Here is a 21,785-nt window from a genome sequence, read left to right on the forward strand (position 1 = left end):
ATTTTAGTATCAATTTATGTCACAATTATTTCCAACTAATCTGCCTTATAAAGTAGCAGATATGAGTTTGGCAGAATTCGGTCGCAAGGAAATCGAAATCGCCGAACACGAAATGCCGGGACTTATGGCACTCCGCAAGAAGTACGCCGACCAGAAACCCCTGAAAGGGGCTCGTATCACCGGCTCACTGCACATGACGATTCAGACCGCAGTGTTAATCGAAACATTAGTTGCGTTGGGAGCAGATGTTCGCTGGGCAAGCTGTAACATCTTCTCCACACAGGACCACGCTGCCGCAGCAATCGCTGCCGATGGTGTTCCCGTTTTCGCCTGGAAAGGTGAAACACTGGAAGAATACTGGTGGTGTACCGACATGGCGCTCCGTTTCCCCGACGGTAAAGGTCCGCAGATGATTGTGGATGACGGTGGTGACGCTTCCCTGCTGGTTCACATGGGTTACCGTGCAGAGAACGATGCCGAAACAATCAACCGCAAAGGTAGCAACCATGAAGAACAGGTGATCTTGGATACATTAAACCGTATCCTGGCTGAAGACAATACCCGCTGGCATCGTACAGTAGCCGAAATGAAAGGTGTTTCCGAAGAAACGACAACCGGCGTACACCGCTTGTACCAGATGATGGAAAGAGGCGAGTTGCTGGTTCCGGCTATCAACGTCAATGACTCCGTTACGAAATCCAAATTCGACAACCTGTATGGTTGCCGCGAATCACTGGCTGACGGTATCAAGCGTGCTACGGATGTAATGATCGCCGGTAAAGTGGTAGTAGTTGCCGGATATGGCGATGTCGGTAAAGGTTGCGCCCATTCCATGCGTTCATACGGCGCCCGTGTCCTGGTTACGGAAATCGACCCGATCTGTGCTTTACAGGCTGCGATGGAAGGTTTCGAAGTAACAACAATGGAAGAAGCGGTTAAGGAAGGTAACGTATTTGTTACAACTACCGGCAACTGCGATATCCTGACTATCGAGCATATGGCTCAGATGAAAGACCAGGCTATCGTATGTAACATCGGCCACTTCGACAACGAAATCCAGGTAGACAAGCTGGTAAGCTATCCGAATATCAAGCACACTAACATCAAACCGCAGGTAGACAAATATACTTTCCCGACAGGAAACTCCATCTTCCTGCTGGCAGAAGGCCGTCTGGTCAATTTAGGTTGTGCAACAGGCCATCCGTCTTTCGTCATGAGTAACTCATTCACGAATCAGGTTCTGGCTCAGATGGATTTGTGGACAATGCCTTATGAAATCGGTGTTTACCGCCTGCCCAAACGTTTGGACGAAGAAGTAGCCCGCCTCCACCTGGAACGTATCGGTGTCAAGCTGTCCAAGTTGACACAGAAGCAAGCTGATTATATCGGCGTGCCGGTTGAAGGACCGTACAAAGCTGAACATTACAGATATTAATATCTCTCCGGAAGGATCTTGTTTAAATCAGGGATTCCTTCCGGATTTCTATTTTGTAGACATGCAAACAAGACACGCAGACAGACAATTATATTTCAAGGAACAAAGTATTACTACACAAAAATATGTAATACCGTTTATCGAAAAACATCGACAGATAACTGCCGAATCCAATATTCTCGAAATAGGTTGTGGTGAAGGCGGTAATATCAAACCGTTCCTGGATCTCGGTTGTAAAGTGACAGGTATCGACATCAACGGAGGTCAGATCGCCATTGCAAAAGATATTTACAGTACACACCCCAACAATAAAAACCTGACACTGATCTGTGAGGATATCTACAAAGTAACAGAACTAAACAACACATTTGATATCATCATTATCCGGGATGTGATAGAACACATCCCAAACCAAGAATTATTCTTGCCTTTTATTAAAAGATTCTTGAATCCTTACGGTATCATTTTTGTTGCTTTTCCTCCCTGGCAGAATCCATTCGGCGGACATCAACAAATATGCGGCAACAAGCTTCTCAGCCATTCACCCTGGATTCATCTATTGCCCCGTCCTGTCTATAAGAAAGTTTTGGAATGGGGTAGCGTCAATCCGGACGGACTGTTGGAGATCAAAGATACCGGCATTTCATTGGAGCGTTTTCTTTCAATCGTGCATAAAGAGAACTACCAGATACTCGAAGAAGTCCTTTACTTCATCAATCCGAACTACGAAACAAAATTCAATCTCCGTCCCCGGAAACTATGGGGCATATTGAATATCCCTTATATCCGTAATTTCTATACGACCTGCGGGTATTACATTTTAAAGAATTCATAGATATGGCAACATCCCATTTATCCCTGATTATCCCTGTCTACAACCGCCCGAATGAGGTGGAGGAGCTGCTGGACAGTCTTACACGGCAAAGCGAAACAAACTTCGAAGTCGTCATCGTTGAAGATGGCTCCAAAGAGACTTGTGAACATGTTGTCGATGCTTTTAAGGATAAATTGGCTATTTCCTATTACTATATTCCCAACGGAGGCCCCGGAAATGCCCGTAACTACGGAGCAAAACAAAGTAAAGGCGATTATCTGATCGTTCTTGATTCGGATTGTATCCTCCCCCCCGATTATATCAAATCGGTAAACAAAGAATTACAGGAAACAGGAGCGGACGCTTTCGGAGGACCGGACAAGGCCTCAGACAGCTTTACGGATGTTCAAAAAGCCATCAACTACTCCATGACTTCCTTCTTCACCACAGGAGGCATCCGAGGAGGCAAGAAGAAAATGGATAAGTTCTATCCTCGCAGCTTCAATATGGGAATCCGTAAAAGCACATACGAGGCGCTCAACGGCTTTTCCGCCATGCGCTTTGGAGAAGATATCGATTTCAGCATCCGCCTCTTTAAAAACGGATATAAAGTATGCCTGTTCCCATCTGCATGGGTCTATCACAAACGGCGCACAGACTGGCGCAAGTTTTTCCGCCAGGTCTACAATTCGGGTATTGCCCGAATCAATCTGTATAAGAAATATCCGGATTCACTTAAACTGGTCCACCTACTGCCGGCAATCTTTACTTTAGGCGTATTATTCTTCCTGATCGGCAGTATCTTCTGTGCATGGAGTTTATTACCGCTCGGCCTATTCTGCCTGCTGATCTTTGCAGATTCCACCATACAGAATAAAAGCATCAAGATCGGCTTCCTGTCGATCATTGCCTCGTTTATCCAGCTGTTAGGATACGGCTGCGGTTTCCTGGATGCCACATGGAACCGGTTAATCCTAAAAAAAGAGGAGTTTTCGGCATTTCAAAAGACATTCTACAAATAAGGGCGAGAAAACCTCGCCCCTACCATATCCTTATTCTTTATTCTTTTTCCAATACTGCCACCCCGACCAACCGACTGCTGCAATCAACAGCAATAAGATCAGGAATGAGCTATAGGAAGCCACATAAGCAGCCGTGACATAACCTTGCGGTCTGAAGTCGAACACAATCGTATGCTCGCCTGCCGGAACACGCATTCCTCGCAAGATCCAGTCTGCACGGAAATGCGGCACTTCTTTACCATCAATCGTTGCCGTCCATCCCGGCTGATAATAGACTTCAGAAAAGACAGCCAATTGTTCCTTATCAGCTTTACTCTTATATGTCAAGCGGTTTGGACGGTATTCTTCCAACACGATTGTCGCTGTTGAATCTTTCTGCGGTACAAATCCTTCCAAATCTTTCTGGAAACGCTTATCGACAACAGCCGTCTCTAACGGATTAATTGTATTCAACGCCTCGATCTCGGCATCCGCATTCTCCACAATATCCAGTTTATCAACGAACCACGCATTTCCAAACGCGTATGGATTTCTCAACGGCTGCTGCTCCGGATTATAAATAATATAGCGGGTATTCAGCATATTCAAAGAAGGACAAGCCGCCAATGCAGACATCACATCATCTACCGTCTGTGCTTTCTGCAAAGCCCCGATAATGCCACGCAATTCTCCATCCAGACGATGGTCGATCAGTTCCTGATAACGGCGCAGCTTGACAGCATGATAACCGCCAATCGAATGATGATAATAGGAAGTATTCGTCTCCTGCCAGGGATTATTGATATTCAGAACGCGGAAAGTCGAATCCGTATCTTTCAGGATTTCCTTATCGGCCACTGTTTCCTTATACATTTCACTCGGCTGCTGTTTTACAAAATTGCTGTCATTCAAATAGCGGCGGTCCACCGTCCAAAGGTCAGCCAAAATCAGAACTGCCACACCTGCACTCACTACCGTAGCAGCCGTTTTTTTATTCTTCGCTTTCCAGAACCAGACAAGCAAACCGGCTCCCAACAAAATAAAGATCAAAGAGCGCAGTGCATCAGCCGAAGCCAATGAAGCACGGTCCATCAACAAAGCCGTATAATACCATTCCGGAACCTGATTCTGGAACTGGGCATCATAAGCAGACTGGAAATTCAACAACAAAGACGGCATCAACCAAAGAATCACACAAATACCACCCGTCAAGCCCAACGACCAAAGGAATCCTTTCTTCAACCGGGCCTCGTCCACTTTCTGTGCCAGGATTTCCCGCAGTCCCCAAATACCGATAATCGGGAATACCAATCCCGGTATCACCAACGCCATTTCAACTGTACGGAACTTATTATACATCGGCAGATAATGGAACATCAAATCGTTGAAAGCATCGAAGTTACGCCCCAATGCCAGGAAAGTCAGAAAGACAGAACCGGCAAATAGCCACCATTTCATCCGATTCCGGACCACAAACATCCCTAAAACGAACAAGAAACAAACCAACGCCCCGAAATAAACCGGCCCGGAAGTAAAAATCTTATCCCCCCAATATGTGTAAGTCCGCAACTCTTTCCCTACCTGCGCCCCGTTTTTCTTCAATTCTTTATACAACTCGGAAGAACTGTCCAACGTACCTCCGGAACTTCCGCCATATGTGTTCGGCACAAGAACCGTCAGCAGCTCCTTCCACCCGTAACTCCACTGGAAAGCATAATCCTTATCCAGACCGGTAGAAACCTTTTCCACCTTTCCCGAAGCATCAGGCTTAGGCGTCAATTCCGTTGCACCACGAGTCGAATGCTGGCTCAAATCCCAGTTGGAATACATACCTTGTGCATTAGGCAATACCGCCAAAATGACACAAGCAACCATAATCAACGAGGTCTTCAACCATTCTCCATACGCTTTCTCCCGGATTTTCTTAATCACATATCCTACATAGATAAACAGGCAAAGCAACACCAAATAATAGGTAATCTGAATATGCCCGTTCGCTAAAGACAAAGCTACCCCCAACAAGAACAGGACAGCCCCCCACAGGTAAGAACGCCTGAACAGCAAAGCCATCCCCGCCAACGTTACCGGCATATATCCAATCACATAAGCCTTCACAATATGCCCGGCCTCTATTATGATGATATTATACGAAGCAAAGGCAAAGGCAATCGCCCCGGCAATGGCCAGCCACCAGTTCACTCCCATGATACACATCAGAAGATAGAAACTGACCAAACCGACAAAAACCATAGCCGCATCACCATAACCGACCTTTTTCAACCAACCGTCTACAATCGTGTAAGAAGGCATACTCGGCGCAGGCTGTCCATATCCGGCCACATACGGCATTCCCCCGAACATAGCGTCCGACCAGGCACTGAACTCGCCGGGTTGTGCAGTCTTGGCATACTGATCCATCTGGCTATGTCCCATTCCGACAGCTTGATATTATCACCCTGCATAACCACTTTCCCGTCAAACACCGCCGGTGAAAAATAGACCATCACCAGACCTAAAAACAAGATCAGGGCAACAATGTGTTTTCCCCACTGCTTTAGCAAATCCTTCATATATATGTCATTAAAATTCATACTATCAAACGCGCCCTTTCAGTAGTTTGGCCGTATAGAAACGGACAGCAAACCACCCATGAAGCAAAACCGTAGCAAAAGTACCATAATATTTGCACATAATCGCATATCGTTCTCGCAATGATGCTTTTCTTTGCATCGTACTCGTCCCTCCATCCAGAAAATTGGACAGGGTGAGATGCGTATTATACAACACCCCGGCCTGCTTCATGCAACGGATACACCAGTCAAAATCGGCAGAGTAGCGATATTGTAAATCATATAACGGAGCAATCGTACGTTTTGTTATAAACGACTGGTGGCAAACCAACATACCCATCCGAAAACTCTTCCACGAAAGCTTCCGGGGAGCCTTAAGCCGCCTGAGGCCTAACGACCGGCCTTCCTCATCCACGATATTCGTTTCACCATAGACCACATCCGGCAGAGCCTTCCTCTTTTGTATCAGGGAGCTACCCGCTGGACCGTATCCGCCGTACATAAAGAATCACCGGCATTGATAAACCAGACATAATCGCCCGTCGCCTTTTGAAGCCCCTTATTCATCGCATCATAAATACCCTTATCCGGTTCGCTCACCCAATAGGCAAACCCCGATTCATACCGTTTGATAATATCGACAGTTCCATCCGTCGACCCGCCGTCTATCACGATATACTCGATATGTGGATACGACTGGCTCAACACGTTCAGAAAAGTCTGTTCCGCCCAACGTGATGCGTTATATGTAATTGTTATGATTGAGAATAAAGGTTGCTGCATATAGACTTAGTGATCTATTTTTGTTTCTGTGCAAAGATAAGAAAGATATTCAAGAGTCAAACAAAACAGGTGTAGGCTTACGCTTTGTCGTGAACTGGAACAAGGAAAAGAATCGCTCCGGTTGGATAAAGTGAACCAGGTCCTTTGCTTATTTGGAAGTGAAGTAGGCGTCGTACCAAGTTAACAGGGATGAACGCCAACTAACTTACTAACTAACTTACTAACTAACTTACTAACTAACTTACTAACTAACTTACTAACTACTCTTTACCTGAAAATTGCTCTTTCTTAAGTATTTCAAGGTAGCGCAAGCCTTTTTCCGTAATTCGATAGCCTTGATTAGGATCTTGCAAATTTTCCTTGGTCATTTCTATTAGTCCATAACCTAACAATGTTCTTATATATTTCGTTTTATTATAATAATTATCAGAAACATGAATGAACTCCAATATTTCCCCTCTCTTTGCATTATGAGATGCCAGAAAAGACAATACACTTTGATACTTCTGTAAATACTTATATTCAAACCGGATATTGGCTAATTCCTCACGATCTATTTCTCTCATTTCAGGTTCTATAAAATCTTTATGGCAAGGTATTTCGACCAGAAAATAAGTTCGTTCTTCATCCGTTTCAAAAACAGCTCTTTCGGAACGATTGGATTGTAATTCTTTCTGTATAGTAGGAATACCGGTTCCCCGTCCCTCAGTCAAATCCAACTCCTTCAAATAATCTCCCAACTTCCGGTTGCGATATCTACGAGCCCGTATATTATTTCCCGCTTTCAAATCAGAAATATGGATTGACCGATCAGGACCATTATAGCTGATTATCTCTATTTTATCAGGATTAATTACGATTTCAACAGGTTCTCTTTCTTGGTAATTCCTATGATAAAGAGCATTCACAACTGCCTCTTCCAACGCCTGATACGGATAATTATAAAACTTTATTGCTTCCGCCTGATTTGGAACTTTTTTAATTTTCTCTTTAATCACATTCGTTTTCAGATAATTCAACGCTTCTGCAATCATCAAATGCACTGGTCCTTTTATCGAAGGTATCTCAATTATACTCGAAGGATTTTCCATTTTGCCTTCCGGGTAAATTACAATATCAATTTGTGTATAAGGGAAAAATCGATACGGTTCATAATTAAAAAGCATCAAAGCTACATTCTTCGGCAAAACTCTTTCCTGTGGGCCGACTATGAGATCCATCCGAGCAAGGATATCCGATAAACTCATACTTTCCAATTGATCCACCAACTTACTTTTTGTTCGGATTAAAAAATCCCGGACCAACGTCCCTGAAATATCATTTATCGTAGCACTCTGGTTAACTCTGTCATCGAAAGGTATTTGATTACATAAACTTATCAATTCCTGCTCATTTTCTCCTTTTGCAATAATCGATGAAGAATTATAACGGATATAATAATTATAGGTTTTATTTTTTGCCTTCACATCATCCGGAACCTTATAAGGTCGATTTGAGCCACCTGGGACCCAGATCACAAGGACTTTACGATCATCAATCTCTTCAATTGAAACTTTCGGGAAATATACTGGTTCTATCAAATTATTAAACTGCAATATCTCTCTTTGGATCTTATCAATTTGTTCCTCTTCCAACCCACATACAGGACGGGCAGCAATACCGTCTTTCTCTCTGATACCAATAACGATATATCCTCCTCCGATATTGTCAAAATCATTTGCAAAAGCACATATCGTCCGATAGATAGGAGCAGGATTCCACCCTTCTTTAAATTCAATGCGATTGCTTTCTATTGTCCGAGTAGATAGTAGCTGTTCTATATTAATATGCAAGGCCATCCATTTTTAATTATATTATTCAACAATTTTGACTAAACCAGTCCTTTCCATAGATACAGAACAAATATAAGAATTATTAAGTATTCTATATCCTTCCTTTCTGAAATTCAACTTATTTGTCGTTATTTTTCTTTATTTGCGCATAAAACCTTTTTCCATTTAGCCGATTAACATTCATGATAAACTAAAAACACTATGCTTTGATGACAAAACATAGGTGTTTTTAGTTCAATAGATATATGCTTTCAGAAAACTTCTACGAGTAAAAAGACGATGAGTCTTTTAACTCAAAAACTTCTCAATATTATATCGGGGCCTTTCTTTTACCTCTAAATATATCTTACCAATATATTCCCCCACAATACCGATAGCGATCAAAATAAGACTGCCCAAAAACCAAACAGATAACATCAAAGAAGCCCAGCCTGCTACAGTTTCACCATTAAAATAAACATATAACGTATAAACAACAGCTATCAAACTACAAAACAAGAAAAGAAAGCCAAGAGAAGCTATTAATCGTAGCGGTCTCACAGAAAAAGAAGTAATTCCATCCACCGCGAAATTAAACATTTTACTTAGCGGATATTTCGATTCTCCCGCAAAGCGTTCACTACGCCGGTAATAAACAGAGGTCGTTTCATATCCTATCAAAGGGACAATTCCTCTTAAAAATAAATTTCGCTCTTTATAATAGCCTAACTGCTCAACAGCCCTCTTACTCATTAAACGATAGTCCGCATGATTATAAACAGACTTCACACCTAACCAAGACATCAGTTTATAAAATGCCAATGCCGTATTCTTCTTAAAAAAAGTATCCGAATCCCGCGAACTACGAACCCCATAAACAATATCATACCCTTCTTGATACCTGTCCACCATTTCTTCTATAACGTTCACGTCATCCTGTAGGTCAGCATCGATCGACACTAAAATATCCGCACCCTCCTTCGCCGTCATCAACCCTGCCATCAGCGCATTTTGATGTCCGACATTACCTGCTAAATTCAATCCCTTTACATAAGGATTGGCAGAATGCAAAGATTCAATAATCGACCAGGTTTTATCCCGACTACCATCATTGACATAAAGAACAAAGCTGTCAGAAGATATTTTTTGCTTGTGTATCAAAGATTCTAAAACAGCCCCCAAACGGGTAGTAGTTTCCTGAAGAACCAACTCTTCATTATAACAAGGGACAACAATTGATAGTCTCATCATAATCACTTATTAGATATAAACTCAATCCTTACAACTTTAGCACCTAAATCCGTAGCATAAGGTTTATCAATCAGAAGGTAAGAATTCCCCAAACGACTCTTCAGTCTTGTTATTGAAGTTCCATAAGACAACTGCTCATTGGGATTTAATCTTTTAATATAAGAACGTATAGGCTTTATATACCAGGGTATATTTATGGAATCCATATTAAATTTATAGGAAACGCTCATTGATTCATAATCATTCAAGTCATTCTTATCCAACGGCATCACATAAAAGTCAATATCAGGACGTGTATAAAAATCACCATTCTCGACTATACTTCTATTTTGTGGCTGACAAAACGAATCCTCTAAATACAATTGTTCATAGATCATCCGAGGCAAAACAATTAAACGATCATTATGAATATAAAATGGCAAATAACAATTTAAATAATACTGAGCATTATGAGAGAAGAAATAAGGATGGACAAATCGGTTCATATCATGCGTTGAAAACCAAGTTGATTCGCGTCTATAATCAGTCGGGATCACCCCATCCTCGCTATTACGATATTCTTTAAAAACAGATTGATACAATTTATAATTCTTTTGGCACGCATTCAAAGAGTATGCATAATCTGGAATAAACAAACACAAACCTACTAACAAATAGTACACTTTGTATCTGTAAACAGAATTTCCATAGTCAACAAAATATTTAGCTATTAACAGAATTGAAAATAATTCCACAAAGAATGTTTGCCGTATAGACTGTAAACCAATCAAACAACCAAATAGAAACTCAAAAAATGCTATACCTAAAAGTATAGCATTTTTTTTTAAGGAATTCCTTAAAAATCTCCCGTTTTCGAAAAAACAAATATAAGAGAATAAATATTAGTATCCAAAATGCTTTAATATACAATGCAAAGCGCACACGAAGCATTATAAATGAAACTAAATCAAAAGAATCTAAACCTCTTGCCCAAATACCAGGAGAACTAAAAACTAATAAAGTTCCACACCAAAAGCCTAAAGTCAAAGGAATAACATTTCCTCTAAACTTTCCCGAATGAAAACAGAAATAAAGAAATAGACATCCTGAAACCCCAACTGTCAATCCTTCATGGACCCAACCGGCAAGCATTCCCAATACAAATAAGAGAGGATACATACATTTTGGTATGCTCATCGTATCTATTTTCAAAAATAGATACAAAAACAAGAGCACAAAACAAGAAGCCCACAAATAACAAACACTTCCAGACATCCATAGTAAAGTCTCTCCTGGCACAGGTAATAAAAACCAGAACAATAAAAACAACGCTGTTACGATATAAAGGCTTTTCTTCTTTTGGCTAATTAATGATACACATACCCACAAAAAAATTAAAAATATTAGAGTATTAAACGGATTAAATAAATCACGTCCAAGTAACCCTGCGAACAATTGTTCTATAAATTGAACTGGAGTTCGTCCATTAGATACAAAATAATGATAATATTGAGAGACAGCAATATCCGACAAATTTGTAATTGGATATAAAATATCCGCTCCGTTTTTACCATACCTATAGGCAAAAGAAAAATCATCTGCCATTAAAGGAGTATAAACCGATAACAGATAGAAGAGAATACCTACTACTCCATAAAACAAAATCAAATAATATTTAGCCAACTTATATTCTTTCATCACTATTATGTAATAAATTCTGATACAATGCAAGATATTTCTCTGCTACTATTTGTTCCCCGTAATTTTCCTGCACTTTCTTTACACAGGCATCTAAAAGGGCTTGAGGATTCGGGTTGTTTAAAATCCATTGGATACCATTAGCTAAATCGTTTGCATCCATATAGTTTGCGACATAGCCATTTATTTTGTGATCGATCATTTCCGGAATACCGCCTATTTCAAATCCGACACAAGGGGTTCCACATGCCATCGATTCCATAATTGTATTCGGTAGGTTTTCCTCTAAGGAAGAGGTTATAAACACATCTACTGCATTATATAGCTCTACAATCTTAGATTCATCAGACAAATAACCCATAGGATGAATCGGCACAGGGAAAAGATTTCGAATATCTTCTTTTACCTGTCCAAAAACAACAAGTTCAATATCTTGATTCTTTACTTCTTGCAAAGCCGCAATCAGATAGTCTATCCCCTTTCGTTTATCCGTAACATTCAACGCCCCAAATAACAAGAGTTTCTTACCTAAAGGCAATCCTAAAGATTGACGAGCCTGCCCCTGGTCCACAGGATGATAAATATTCATATCAATTGGATTCGGGATCGATAGAACCGTTTTGTTTTGTAACAAGCGACTCTGCCTTGCTCGGTTTGCAAGCCATTGACTGCAACCAACAAAAGTCATATTCGCATCTTTATATATAGCTTGCTTTTTATCAAAAACAAAAGTTGAAAGATCTTTACCCTTTGAGTTCAAAAAGAAACAAGCCTCACACCGTGTTTGAAACTTTTCGCAATCCCTCGCATGATGGCAAATACCAGTACAAGGCCACATATCATGCATAGTCCATACAATCGGCTTACCCAGTTTGGTAAGTGCCTTTATATCTTTTAATGAAAGAAATCCCTGATTAACCCAATGAAGATGAATAATATCCGCTTCTTTTACCAAAGGATGGTTGGAGACATCCACTCCGGTATTGGCAATGGAAACCGTAAACAGGTTCTTTCTACTCAAATGATTAAGCAAAAAAATAATCAACCGCTCCCAATAAAATCGAAAACGGTTTAACCATGTATCTTCCCGGACAAGTTTATCTACCTGTATTCCGGCCTTCCTTAAAGCTTTACCTAAACGTCCGGCAGCTACTGCAGCCCCTCCGGTACGTTCGGATGTATTTAAAATAACTACTTTCATTGCAAGATTTTGAGCAGTTCCTTCATGTTCAGACAAGTATATCCAATCCGCCTGTCTTCATGAAAATTATCAATATATCCGACAACAGAAAAATATAAATGTAATTGATCTCCATCAATATAAGCAGAAGGACGATAGGTTTTAATATGAGCAACTATCGGCTTTTCATAAATATAGAAATTCTGATAATCTTCAGAGACAGCTAAATAAGTCTCCATTGGAGAGCGAAATGTTTTTTGCTTATGATCCCGCCCACAAAAAAGCATATATAATTTTTGTTGATACTCAAATAAACAACAATGCCAAGGTTCTATCCGGACCTGTTCTTTATTTGTAAATATCCCTGTAGCAATTTCCTTAAAAGCCGATTGTTTTAAATCATCCCCTTCCAAAATATGAATGCCAGTGCAGTTCCCTCTTTTTGAAATACCGGCATCACCATTCAAGCAGTAAAGACGTAGTTTACCCTTATGCTGAATAATAGAAGGTGATAATAACTCTTGTTTAGGATCTATCGTTTCAAAAAATAAACGGGACTTACTCCAATGTTGCCCATCTTCCGAATACTGGACTTTCAATTTCTTTGATAGTGTACTATTATCATATTCCCGAATAATTGAATAGAGCACATTATCCGCATAATATAATTCTATATCAGAATTGAAACAGTCGCCACCAGGCCAATCTAATATCGGATTTTTTTCTATTGGGATAAATCGTATAGGAAGTTCCTCATTTAGGACATTTGCATAATAAATACAAGGATTTTCATACTCTATTTGAGCATTAGGATAGGGAGTCGTTCCTAACCAGTGGGTAGCCCCATTCCAACCTTGTTTGATATACAAAATTGACGGATGAGTCTGGCTTTGTTGGGGATAGGAAATTGGAATCGGTATATTACACCAGAAATGAGAGAAGTTCCCTATTACAACCGAATTTCGATATAAAAAATAGACTAAACGATCTAAAATATACTGCAATATTTTCCTCATCATTTAGTAGCCTTTATTCCAATTGTTATTTGATAATCAGGGTCTTTTTTATCTAACAAAGAAATCTCCGGTAAATCATCCACAGCCAAACCTTGCAAAAATGCAGTAGCAGCTAATGCATTCCCAAACGTAACAATTTCCACATTTCCTTCTCCAAAAACAGATTCCATCAATTTTCGAATCGAGAGATCTGTAAAACGCCAATAATCTCCCCATCGATCCATATCATAACGAGAAATTTGAGATATCCCAGAAACTGTACACAACAATGTACCGCCTTGTTTCAATACTTTATAACTACCTTCAATGGCCTTTTGTACATCAAAAATAAAGTTTAAGGTTTGTGTGCAAATAAAACAATCAATCCTTTCCTGCGGTAAAGTATCCGGTTTAGTCAAGTCACCGACAATCGTTGCATTCTTATTAGAATCATCATAATGAAGAATTTCATACGATGATATATCATGCCCAAACTGTTTACTATAAGTACTTTCAGCAATCTCAAGGACAGATCCTGTGATAAAATTTTGATTCTGCTTCAAAAAAGAATCAATATAGTAACGATCTATAGGACATCCTCGATCAAAACCAAACTTACGACTTATAGGTTCAGTCCGTAACTGATCACTAAACTGAATTGGTTTTCTAAAAAAACTACTTATATATCTGCGTAACCTTCCCATATATTTGATTAAAAGCATTCCAATAATTTCGACTAACTACATTTACATTCTCTTTTTCTTTTATAATCTTCAAAGAGTTTTCCCCCATCATCTTCCTTTTAGAATCATCTATCAGCAATTGTTCTATTTTACTTGCTAAATCAACTTTATCTCCTTCTTTAAAAAATAGTCCATTATAATTTTCTTTAACTAAATAGGTCTCTGTTCCGTCTGCTCTAGAGCATATAATGGGTAATCCATAGGCCATAGCATCATTAATAGAAAGCCCTCCCATGCCAGCCAATACATATATTGAAGATTCCGTCATATATTGACCTAATTGAAATGAATCATATACAGCCCCAATAAATATAACTTTATCACTTAATCCTAAATCAACTGACATTTGTTTCAATGTTTTATATTCAGGCCCATCTCCTATTATCAATAAACAAACATCTTGATATTTATGAGAGAACAAATTAAAAGCATCTATTAGCAAATCAACTCGCTTCCATTTTACTAAACGACCTATATGCAATATATATCTTCTTGATGGCAAAAGAGGAGACTCTTTTAGTATTTTTTCTTTTTGAGAAAAGAGTATATCTGTATCTGTTGAATTATGAACAACATAAACTTTATCTTTATGGACACCATATGATGCCCATAAATCTTTTGAAATATCTAAATAATTTATTGTACCATCAGCCCAAGAATAACATTTCTTTTCTTAAAAACATTGTCACAAATGATTTAAGATTAAAAGAGTATTCCTTTACTAACAATCTCCCATATTCTCATTATAAAAAAATATTCTTTCGATAATAAGAAATAATATTTCCATAAGGAGGGACCATAAAGGGTATTTCTGCAATCATTAATTTTGTATCAGTTTGCTTCAATAACTTTCTTAACGATGGTTGAAAAAACAATTGCAACAAATAAGGCCAACATAATGTAACAATATCAGGTGATTCTGAAAGAATTATATCCTTTAAGTTTAATAACCCTAATTTTCCATACCATAATCTTTTTTGTAAGGCCTTTACAATTTTTATTTTATCCACTGTTGAATCAATTTGTTTAACCCCTGCTCCAACAACTTTTGAGTCAACAGATTCTGGAATTACAATTGTAACAGAGGTACCCATATCGACTACCCTATCATACACAGCCTTCACATAAGGGGTCATTGCATTATTAATAACAAGAACTTTCATCACATATCCCCCAATACTTTAACAATTCGGATAGTTGCTCTACCATCACCATATGGATTATTGGCATCTGACATTTTTTTATAAACAGATTCATCCTCAAACAATAATGTAGAACATTGTACTATCTTTTTAGAATTCGTACCTACCAATGTTACAGTTCCTGCTTCTACAGCTTCCGGTCTCTCTGTAGTATCACGCATAACCAATACAGGCTTACCAAGACCGGGTGCCTCCTCTTGGACTCCACCTGAATCTGTTAAAATGAAATAAGCTCGCTTCATCAAATAAACAAAAGGTAGATATTCTAAAGGTTTTACCAAATAGACATTCGAGATATGACTCAACAGCTCATTTACAGGTCTCTGTACATTGGGATTCAAATGTACAGGATAAACAAAATCCGTATCAGGATATTTTTCTGCTAACGTTTTTATCGCCTGACAAATATGTAAAAAACCATCACCAAAATTCTCACGGCGATGTCCGGTTATCAAAACCATACGGCGAGAATATCCCCAAGTATTTAGAGATTCCTCTGAAAATCCTAAACTTTTTAATTCCTTCTTAATACCACCTGATAAACTGGAATCCAGTTCCAACTTATTCACCACATAGTGCAATGCATCAATCACCGTATTCCCAGTGATTGTAATCGTTTCTTCTTTAACCCCTTCTTTTTTCAAATTGGAAGCACTTAGCTTAGTAGGAGCGAAATTAAATACTGAAATCCGGCTCGTTATTTGGCGGTTAACTTCTTCTGGCCAAGGACTATATATATTATAAGTCCTCAATCCTGCTTCCACGTGCCCCACTGGAATTTGCTTGTAAAAAGCGGCTAATGCTGCAGACATTGAAGTTGTTGTATCGCCATGAACTAATACTATATCTGGAATAATCTGATCAAACACCTCTCTCATTCCTAATAAAATACGAGACGTTATATCGTATAAATCCTGTCCAGGCTTCATTATATCCAAATCATAGTCCGGTACAATTTCAAACAATTGAAGGACCTGATCTAACATTTGACGATGTTGCCCCGTTACACAAACAATCGTATCAAACCTATCTGGATACTTTTGCAACTCTTTCACTAATGGAGCCATTTTGATGGCTTCAGGACGAGTTCCAAAAACAAGCATTACCTTTTTCATTTTTTACTTTTTAAATATTCCACAAAAATCAAGAATCACCTTATCTTCTTTCCAAGGCAAAGCTTTAAACTCATTATGAGCGACCAAAAAAGCAACAATATCAGCTTTCCCGTAAGCCTCTTCATAATTTGTTAACTTAAAAACAGGGTGTTCTGAAATATTAGGCTCTACTATTAGCAAACCGTCTAACTCTGCTTGCATAACCTTCTGAGCAATATATTTAGCTGGACTTTCCCTCAAATCATCTATATTAGGCTTAAACGCCAAGCCCATTATTGCAACAATAGGCTTACGCTTATGTTTTAATTCAAATTCAAGAATTGTATTTTTAATCTTTTCCGCACACCAAAAAGATTTATAATTATTAATTTCTCTTGATTTAGAAATTAATTGTGACTCAACAGGAAAATCAGCGGTTATAAAATACGGATCTACTGCTATACAATGTCCTCCTACCCCACAACCTGGCTGTAAAATATTCACTCTCGGATGCTTGTTTGCCAATTCAATCAATTCCCAGACATTAATTCCTGCTTTATCACAGATTAAGGATAATTCATTCGCGAAAGCGATCTGAACATCTCGTGATGAATTTTCTGTCAATTTACACATTTCGGCAGTCCTTGAGTTCGTCTTATGCAAATTTCCTTTAACAAATTGCGAATAGAATTGAATTGCTTTTTCTGTCGAAATTTCATTAACCCCACCGATTACACGATCATTATGTTCTAACTCATACAAAACATTCCCAGGTAACACACGTTCAGGACAATAAGCTATATAGATCATATTTTTCAATTCAGGGCGTTCTGTATAAATAAGTTGCATCATTTTTTCTGTTGTTCCAACAGGAGATGTGGACTCAATAATATACAAATTACCTTCTTTTAAATATGGAATTATCGCTTTGGTTGCTGCCTCAACATAGGTGATATCCGGTTCATGATTTCCTCCCTTAAATGGGGTTGGTACAACAATTAAAAAGACATCAGCTTCTTCAGGAACAAGTGAAGCTCGCAGATTGCCTGCAGTCACAACATTCCTAACTAATTCTTGAAGTCCAGGTTCTATTATATGAATCTTACCTTGATTGATTGTATCTACAACTCTTGCATTTATATCAACTCCAACAATCTGCAATCCTTTATTTGCCGCAACTGTTGCAGTAGGAAGGCCTATGTAACCAAGACCCATAAAAACAACTTTAATCATATTCATTTCCTATTGAACTTTAAAGATACAACGTTTTAAATCAATTTTTAATTTTAATGGCAATAAGAATCCCATTTGTTGTTTCATTTTCATAGTAACATTTCTTTTAATCATAGAAATGACCATAAAAACAGGATACAACATGATATTTTTAGTATTTTTCCCTATTGGTTTGTACTTTTTAAAAGGAGTTTGTTTAAGATAATACCACCAAATTTTTTTCTTTGGATGCATAGATAAAAATAGCCATGGCTTTATCGGACCTATATAATGAATTATACGAGGACTTGTTTTTACTTCTTTATATTCTTCTTTGGAAAACAACTGTAATGCGATATCCTTTTCTATCCAATAGTTAAAATTATATATTGGAGATATGTATTTTACACTTCCCCAAAACACTCCGTTTAGAACATCCTGATCATTTGCCTTGATTACATTCAAATTATTATTCAAATAGGATAGACAATTAGAAACAGCATTATCTTCACGCATTTTTTTCAAATTCAAATAAATTACACCTGCATTAAAATAATCATTTACAACAGGTATACCTAAAGCTACCTGATAAGATTTATCATAAATATTTATACTTTCTTTCACAGCGGCTAAACTATATGAATCAAGATCTAATTGCAAAAGATTTACTATAGAGCCGGAAATAACAATATCAGAATCTAAATAAAGGACTTTATCTACTTCTATGGGCATTAACTGAGGCAAAAAAAGACGTAGATAAGTACTTTTTGTATGCCGACAATCAGGTACATTTCCCAATATATCCTCAGAGACTGATAAAAAACGACTTTTATGACCATGCTGTTTTATATATTCTTTAAGGAAGCACACATCCTTATCTAAAAGTCTATCAGTTAAATATAACACATTTACAACAAATTCACACTCACAATTATTAACAAACAAAGATTTCAATAAAACCGTCGTAGGTATAATATAATTAGAATCTGTTGCTAATGCAATTTCATAACTTTTTTCCATATATTTTATCAACTCCCATTATGTTAAAAATATTCTCAAATCTATTTCTCCATGTATGTTCATGTTCAGCCCTGTATCGAGCTGCTAATTTCATTTTTTGTCGTAATGTGTATTTATCTTTTGATAAATAAAAAGTAGCCTTTTCAATAAACTCATCTTTAGAACGATAGAATATGATCTCCTTATCTTCTTCAAAATATTCCCCTAACTCATTAACATATGAAACTAACTGCAATCCACCACACATAGGTATTTCAAATGTTCGTAAATGTAATTTATGTATTGGTTTTGACAATACATATGTATCCCATAATTCGGTAATACCCAAAGTTAATGAGAAATTAGAATATAATTCATTCATTTTTTCAAAAGAAACTGACGGATATACATTCAAATATTCAGAAGCAATATTCAGTGCAGAATTTTTTACAAGAATTTTTTTACAATATTTAGCTTCTAAAACCTTCCTTCCTACTGGAAATCTGATCAAATCAAAATCCAAACGTAACATCTCCCAGTAATCTTGTATTCCTTTCTTTCTTTTAGGAATAATTCCCGCAACATTAACCTTATCCGAATACACGGTACAATTCACATTTGAATTAACAAGATCATTAATTTTTTCAATACGTGTCCCATAAGGAGTCCCAATAAAACCTACTGTTTTTATTTCTTTTCCGTAATGAGGAAAATAAGTGTATGGATTTGCAGCATACGGCTGGAATATACAATTACACCCCCATTTCTCAAACAGTGGTTTTGTTTCGAAAGATGTCAACCAAACAAGATCAAAAAAAGGAGCTATTGATTTATGCATAAATGGAGCATGTAAGTTATCAAAACAAATCAATAAAGAAGGAATCCCCAATTTCCTTATTTCTTGTATAGTTTCAGGGAACAGTAAATCACATCCATGAGCAGTCATAAAAAAATCCCAAGCCCTATTTTTCAACTTAGCAATTATTTCTTCATTCGCTTGAAACAGATTAGAATAATCAAGATAATTAAAAATAGTTACTATATGCCCCATTCTTCGCAGTTCATCTAAAAAATGGATCTTTTGCCATGAATCCATTAAAGACAAACTATCTCTATAATAATACAATATATTCATAGATTATATTTTAACTATTCCTTTTCCATACTTATCAATAAAAGAATATTGGAACAAAAAAAGATCTCAATAATATTACCAATCTCAATTTACCAGGATATAACTTCCTATAATTCATTAAGCATATAAAAGATGCTCTCATAATTGAAAGCAAATCACCTTTTGCCATTAAGGCTATAACTCTATTCAAAGATTCATCATTATAATGCACATACTTTCTTATTCCATAAAAATAAGAAGCAGAACGTTCTCTCTTATTTTTATCTCTAAGCGACAAAAGTGATTTATAATACCCAACTAATCCCTTTTCATTTTTATTTTTCTCCACATACGTTATAGCCAAATTATGTCGACGCCATTTAACAAGAGGTTTATCTATATATTTAACAGTTCCTATAGACATTGCCTTTAAAAAAATATAATAATCATACGGATATGAATGATCTATAAAATACTGAATATCAGCAAGCAACCGACAATCAAACATAATCTGATGCCCTAATACAAATGGTTTTAACACAGAAATATACTGAGAATAAAATGGGATCGACTTATATTGAAAATTCTTATTCGCATCAAAAAGTACTGAATTCGAGAAAATCAGCATATTATTTTCTATACTGTTCACTAAAATATTGACTTTATTATTATCCCATATATCATCTTGATCGCAACTTAGGATATAATCTCCAGACGCTAATAAATAAGCGCTCAAAAAATTCTGACAAAACCCCTTATTATTATCATTAATAAATAATTTCACAAATGAATACTTTGATTCATACTCTTTTATTATATCAACTGTATCATCCGTACTCTTATCATCCTGAATAACGACCTCATACACTGGATATGTTTGATTTAAAATAGACTCCAACTGCTCCCGTATATATTTCTCACCATTATACGTACATAGAACAACAGAAACATTCTTCATAATAAACTCTCATAAATAGTATTTGTTTCCTCTGCCGTTTTTCTCCACGAAAACTGTTCCACTCTAAATTTACCACATCGTATGAGTTGATTTTTCAGACTATCCGATGATAACAATTTATCCATATTACTAATCATAGAGTCTATTTCATATGGATTGAAAAACAAAGCGGCATCATTTGCAATTTCAGGGAAACAACTTGTATTACTAACAATAGAAGGTGCTCCATAATAAAATGCTTCTAACAAAGGGAGACCAAATCCCTCATAAATAGAAGGAAAAACAAAAAATTCCGCATTTGCATATAACCATGCCAATTCTTTTTCTGTAGAAAAACAATGATGTACTTTTTCTGATATGTTTAATTTTTTAAAATTCATAAGTTCTTCTTTCGTAAAAATGTTTCCCGTACAAACTAAATTCAAATCAGCATATTTAGTCACCAAATAAGCAAAAGCCTTAATAAATCTATCAAAATTTTTATAATCACCCCGCCCTCCTACAAAAAGTACATATGGTTGTCTAATAAGGCCTTCTGGCCTTATTAGACTTTCGACAGCTCGAAAGCCATGATACACAACAGAGATTTTCTTTTCGTCTATATCGTATATTTGCAATATATCCTTTTTTGTATTTTCACTTATTGCTATAATTCTATCTGCTCGCTTAATCAATTCTTTCTTAAAAAATATAACATTTCCAGAATCAACATTAAACCGCTCATTATACATATCATGCACCGTTAAGACAAAAGGTTTACCTTTTATACGCTCCAGAAAAGATAACTCATAATAAGTTGGATGGAAAATATCAAAATCTTTCTTACAATAGTGATAATCTAATAATGCATTATTTATTCTTCCAATTAGCTTATCCCTATATCGACTATTCAAATAAGGAAACAATGTGTATACATTTGAAAAATTCTTATTTTCATGTATATATA

The 21,785-nt window shown here is 37.2% G+C and carries 18 protein-coding genes and 3 pseudogenes; 4 read left to right on the forward strand and 17 right to left on the reverse strand.

Going from position 1 to position 21,785, the window contains the following annotated elements; all coding sequences use genetic code 11:
• The first annotated feature begins 16 nt into the window (after positions 1 to 16).
• The 3 genes from ahcY to DW083_RS14515 all read left to right on the forward strand — a co-directional run bounded on the left by ahcY (position 17) and on the right by DW083_RS14515 (position 3,271).
• Positions 17 to 1,435 (forward strand): adenosylhomocysteinase, encoded by a 1,419-nt coding sequence (gene ahcY, locus DW083_RS14505; protein ID WP_115498365.1) that lies wholly within the window; start codon positions 17 to 19, stop codon positions 1,433 to 1,435.
• Between the two features lie 61 nt (positions 1,436 to 1,496).
• Positions 1,497 to 2,270, forward strand: a complete 774-nt coding sequence (locus DW083_RS14510; protein ID WP_122332871.1) for a bifunctional 2-polyprenyl-6-hydroxyphenol methylase/3-demethylubiquinol 3-O-methyltransferase UbiG — start codon at positions 1,497 to 1,499, stop codon at positions 2,268 to 2,270.
• A 2-nt stretch (positions 2,271 to 2,272) separates the two neighbouring features.
• On the forward strand, positions 2,273 to 3,271 hold the full coding sequence (locus tag DW083_RS14515) for a glycosyltransferase family 2 protein (RefSeq protein ID WP_122332853.1): 999 nt from the start codon (positions 2,273 to 2,275) through the stop codon (positions 3,269 to 3,271).
• 30 nt (positions 3,272 to 3,301) lie between these two features.
• Here DW083_RS14515 and DW083_RS14520 read toward each other — a convergent pair.
• Both DW083_RS14520 and DW083_RS14525 read right to left on the reverse strand, forming a co-directional pair.
• A pseudogene (locus DW083_RS14520) lies at positions 3,302 to 5,820 on the reverse strand (YfhO family protein).
• A gap of 25 nt (positions 5,821 to 5,845) precedes the next feature.
• A pseudogene (locus DW083_RS14525) lies at positions 5,846 to 6,603 on the reverse strand (glycosyltransferase family 2 protein).
• Between the two features lie 56 nt (positions 6,604 to 6,659).
• On the opposite strand from DW083_RS14525, the pseudogene DW083_RS23645 reads away from it, so the two are divergent.
• Positions 6,660 to 6,787, forward strand: a pseudogene (locus tag DW083_RS23645) (transcriptional regulator); the annotation flags it as partial.
• Positions 6,788 to 6,863: 76 nt separating this feature from the next.
• On the opposite strand, the gene DW083_RS14535 reads toward DW083_RS23645, so the two are convergent.
• The 15 genes from DW083_RS14535 to DW083_RS14605 form a co-directional block, all read right to left on the reverse strand.
• Positions 6,864 to 8,441, reverse strand: a complete 1,578-nt coding sequence (locus tag DW083_RS14535) for an RNA-binding domain-containing protein (protein WP_122332854.1) — start codon at positions 8,439 to 8,441, stop codon at positions 6,864 to 6,866.
• 282 nt (positions 8,442 to 8,723) lie between these two features.
• Complete coding sequence (locus tag DW083_RS14540) at positions 8,724 to 9,665, reverse strand: glycosyltransferase family 2 protein (RefSeq protein ID WP_199659183.1); 942 nt, start codon at positions 9,663 to 9,665, stop codon at positions 8,724 to 8,726.
• Positions 9,666 to 9,667: 2 nt separating this feature from the next.
• Entirely contained in the window at positions 9,668 to 10,318 is a 651-nt protein-coding gene (locus tag DW083_RS22015; RefSeq protein WP_147382143.1) for a hypothetical protein, read from the reverse strand.
• Between the two features lie 133 nt (positions 10,319 to 10,451).
• Positions 10,452 to 11,342: a DUF6056 family protein gene (locus DW083_RS14550; protein WP_122332856.1), complete on the reverse strand. Its 891-nt coding sequence runs from the start codon at positions 11,340 to 11,342 to the stop codon at positions 10,452 to 10,454.
• The gene (locus DW083_RS14555; RefSeq protein ID WP_122332857.1) at positions 11,329 to 12,543 is read right to left on the reverse strand and encodes a glycosyltransferase family 4 protein; all 1,215 of its coding nucleotides are present in this window, start codon (positions 12,541 to 12,543) and stop codon (positions 11,329 to 11,331) included. The genes DW083_RS14550 and DW083_RS14555 overlap by 14 nt, the downstream gene beginning before the upstream one ends.
• Entirely contained in the window at positions 12,540 to 13,541 is a 1,002-nt protein-coding gene (locus tag DW083_RS14560) for a hypothetical protein (protein WP_122332858.1), read from the reverse strand. Before DW083_RS14560 ends, DW083_RS14555 begins: the two co-directional genes overlap by 4 nt.
• Positions 13,538 to 14,221, reverse strand: a complete 684-nt coding sequence (locus tag DW083_RS14565; protein ID WP_158582118.1) for a methyltransferase domain-containing protein — start codon at positions 14,219 to 14,221, stop codon at positions 13,538 to 13,540. The genes DW083_RS14560 and DW083_RS14565 overlap by 4 nt, the downstream gene beginning before the upstream one ends.
• The gene (locus DW083_RS14570) at positions 14,193 to 14,900 is read right to left on the reverse strand and encodes a glycosyltransferase family 4 protein (protein ID WP_122332860.1); all 708 of its coding nucleotides are present in this window, start codon (positions 14,898 to 14,900) and stop codon (positions 14,193 to 14,195) included. The genes DW083_RS14565 and DW083_RS14570 overlap by 29 nt, the downstream gene beginning before the upstream one ends.
• A 103-nt stretch (positions 14,901 to 15,003) precedes the next feature.
• A complete protein-coding gene (locus DW083_RS14575; RefSeq protein ID WP_147382144.1) occupies positions 15,004 to 15,426 on the reverse strand; it encodes a hypothetical protein in 423 nt (140 codons plus the stop codon).
• On the reverse strand, positions 15,423 to 16,577 hold the full coding sequence (gene wecB / locus DW083_RS14580; protein WP_122332862.1) for a non-hydrolyzing UDP-N-acetylglucosamine 2-epimerase: 1,155 nt from the start codon (positions 16,575 to 16,577) through the stop codon (positions 15,423 to 15,425). Before wecB ends, DW083_RS14575 begins: the two co-directional genes overlap by 4 nt.
• A gap of 3 nt (positions 16,578 to 16,580) precedes the next feature.
• The gene (gene wecC / locus DW083_RS14585; RefSeq protein ID WP_122332873.1) at positions 16,581 to 17,786 is read right to left on the reverse strand and encodes a UDP-N-acetyl-D-mannosamine dehydrogenase; all 1,206 of its coding nucleotides are present in this window, start codon (positions 17,784 to 17,786) and stop codon (positions 16,581 to 16,583) included.
• 12 nt (positions 17,787 to 17,798) lie between these two features.
• Positions 17,799 to 18,788 carry a glycosyltransferase family 8 protein gene (locus tag DW083_RS14590; RefSeq protein WP_122332863.1) on the reverse strand — a complete coding sequence of 330 codons (990 nt, stop codon included), beginning with the start codon at positions 18,786 to 18,788 and terminating at the stop codon, positions 17,799 to 17,801.
• Positions 18,772 to 19,902, reverse strand: coding sequence for a glycosyltransferase (locus tag DW083_RS14595; RefSeq protein WP_122332864.1), 1,131 nt, complete (start codon positions 19,900 to 19,902; stop codon positions 18,772 to 18,774). The genes DW083_RS14590 and DW083_RS14595 overlap by 17 nt, the downstream gene beginning before the upstream one ends.
• 34 nt (positions 19,903 to 19,936) lie before the next feature.
• Positions 19,937 to 20,839: a glycosyltransferase gene (locus DW083_RS14600; protein WP_122332865.1), complete on the reverse strand. Its 903-nt coding sequence runs from the start codon at positions 20,837 to 20,839 to the stop codon at positions 19,937 to 19,939.
• A partial coding sequence (locus DW083_RS14605) for a glycosyltransferase family 1 protein (protein ID WP_147382145.1) occupies positions 20,836 to 21,785 on the reverse strand: 950 nt, incomplete at its 5' end. The genes DW083_RS14605 and DW083_RS14600, both read right to left, overlap by 4 nt.

Origin of the sequence: Parabacteroides sp. AF48-14, assembly GCF_003477465.1 — a bacterium.
Classification (GTDB): domain Bacteria; phylum Bacteroidota; class Bacteroidia; order Bacteroidales; family Tannerellaceae; genus Parabacteroides; species Parabacteroides acidifaciens.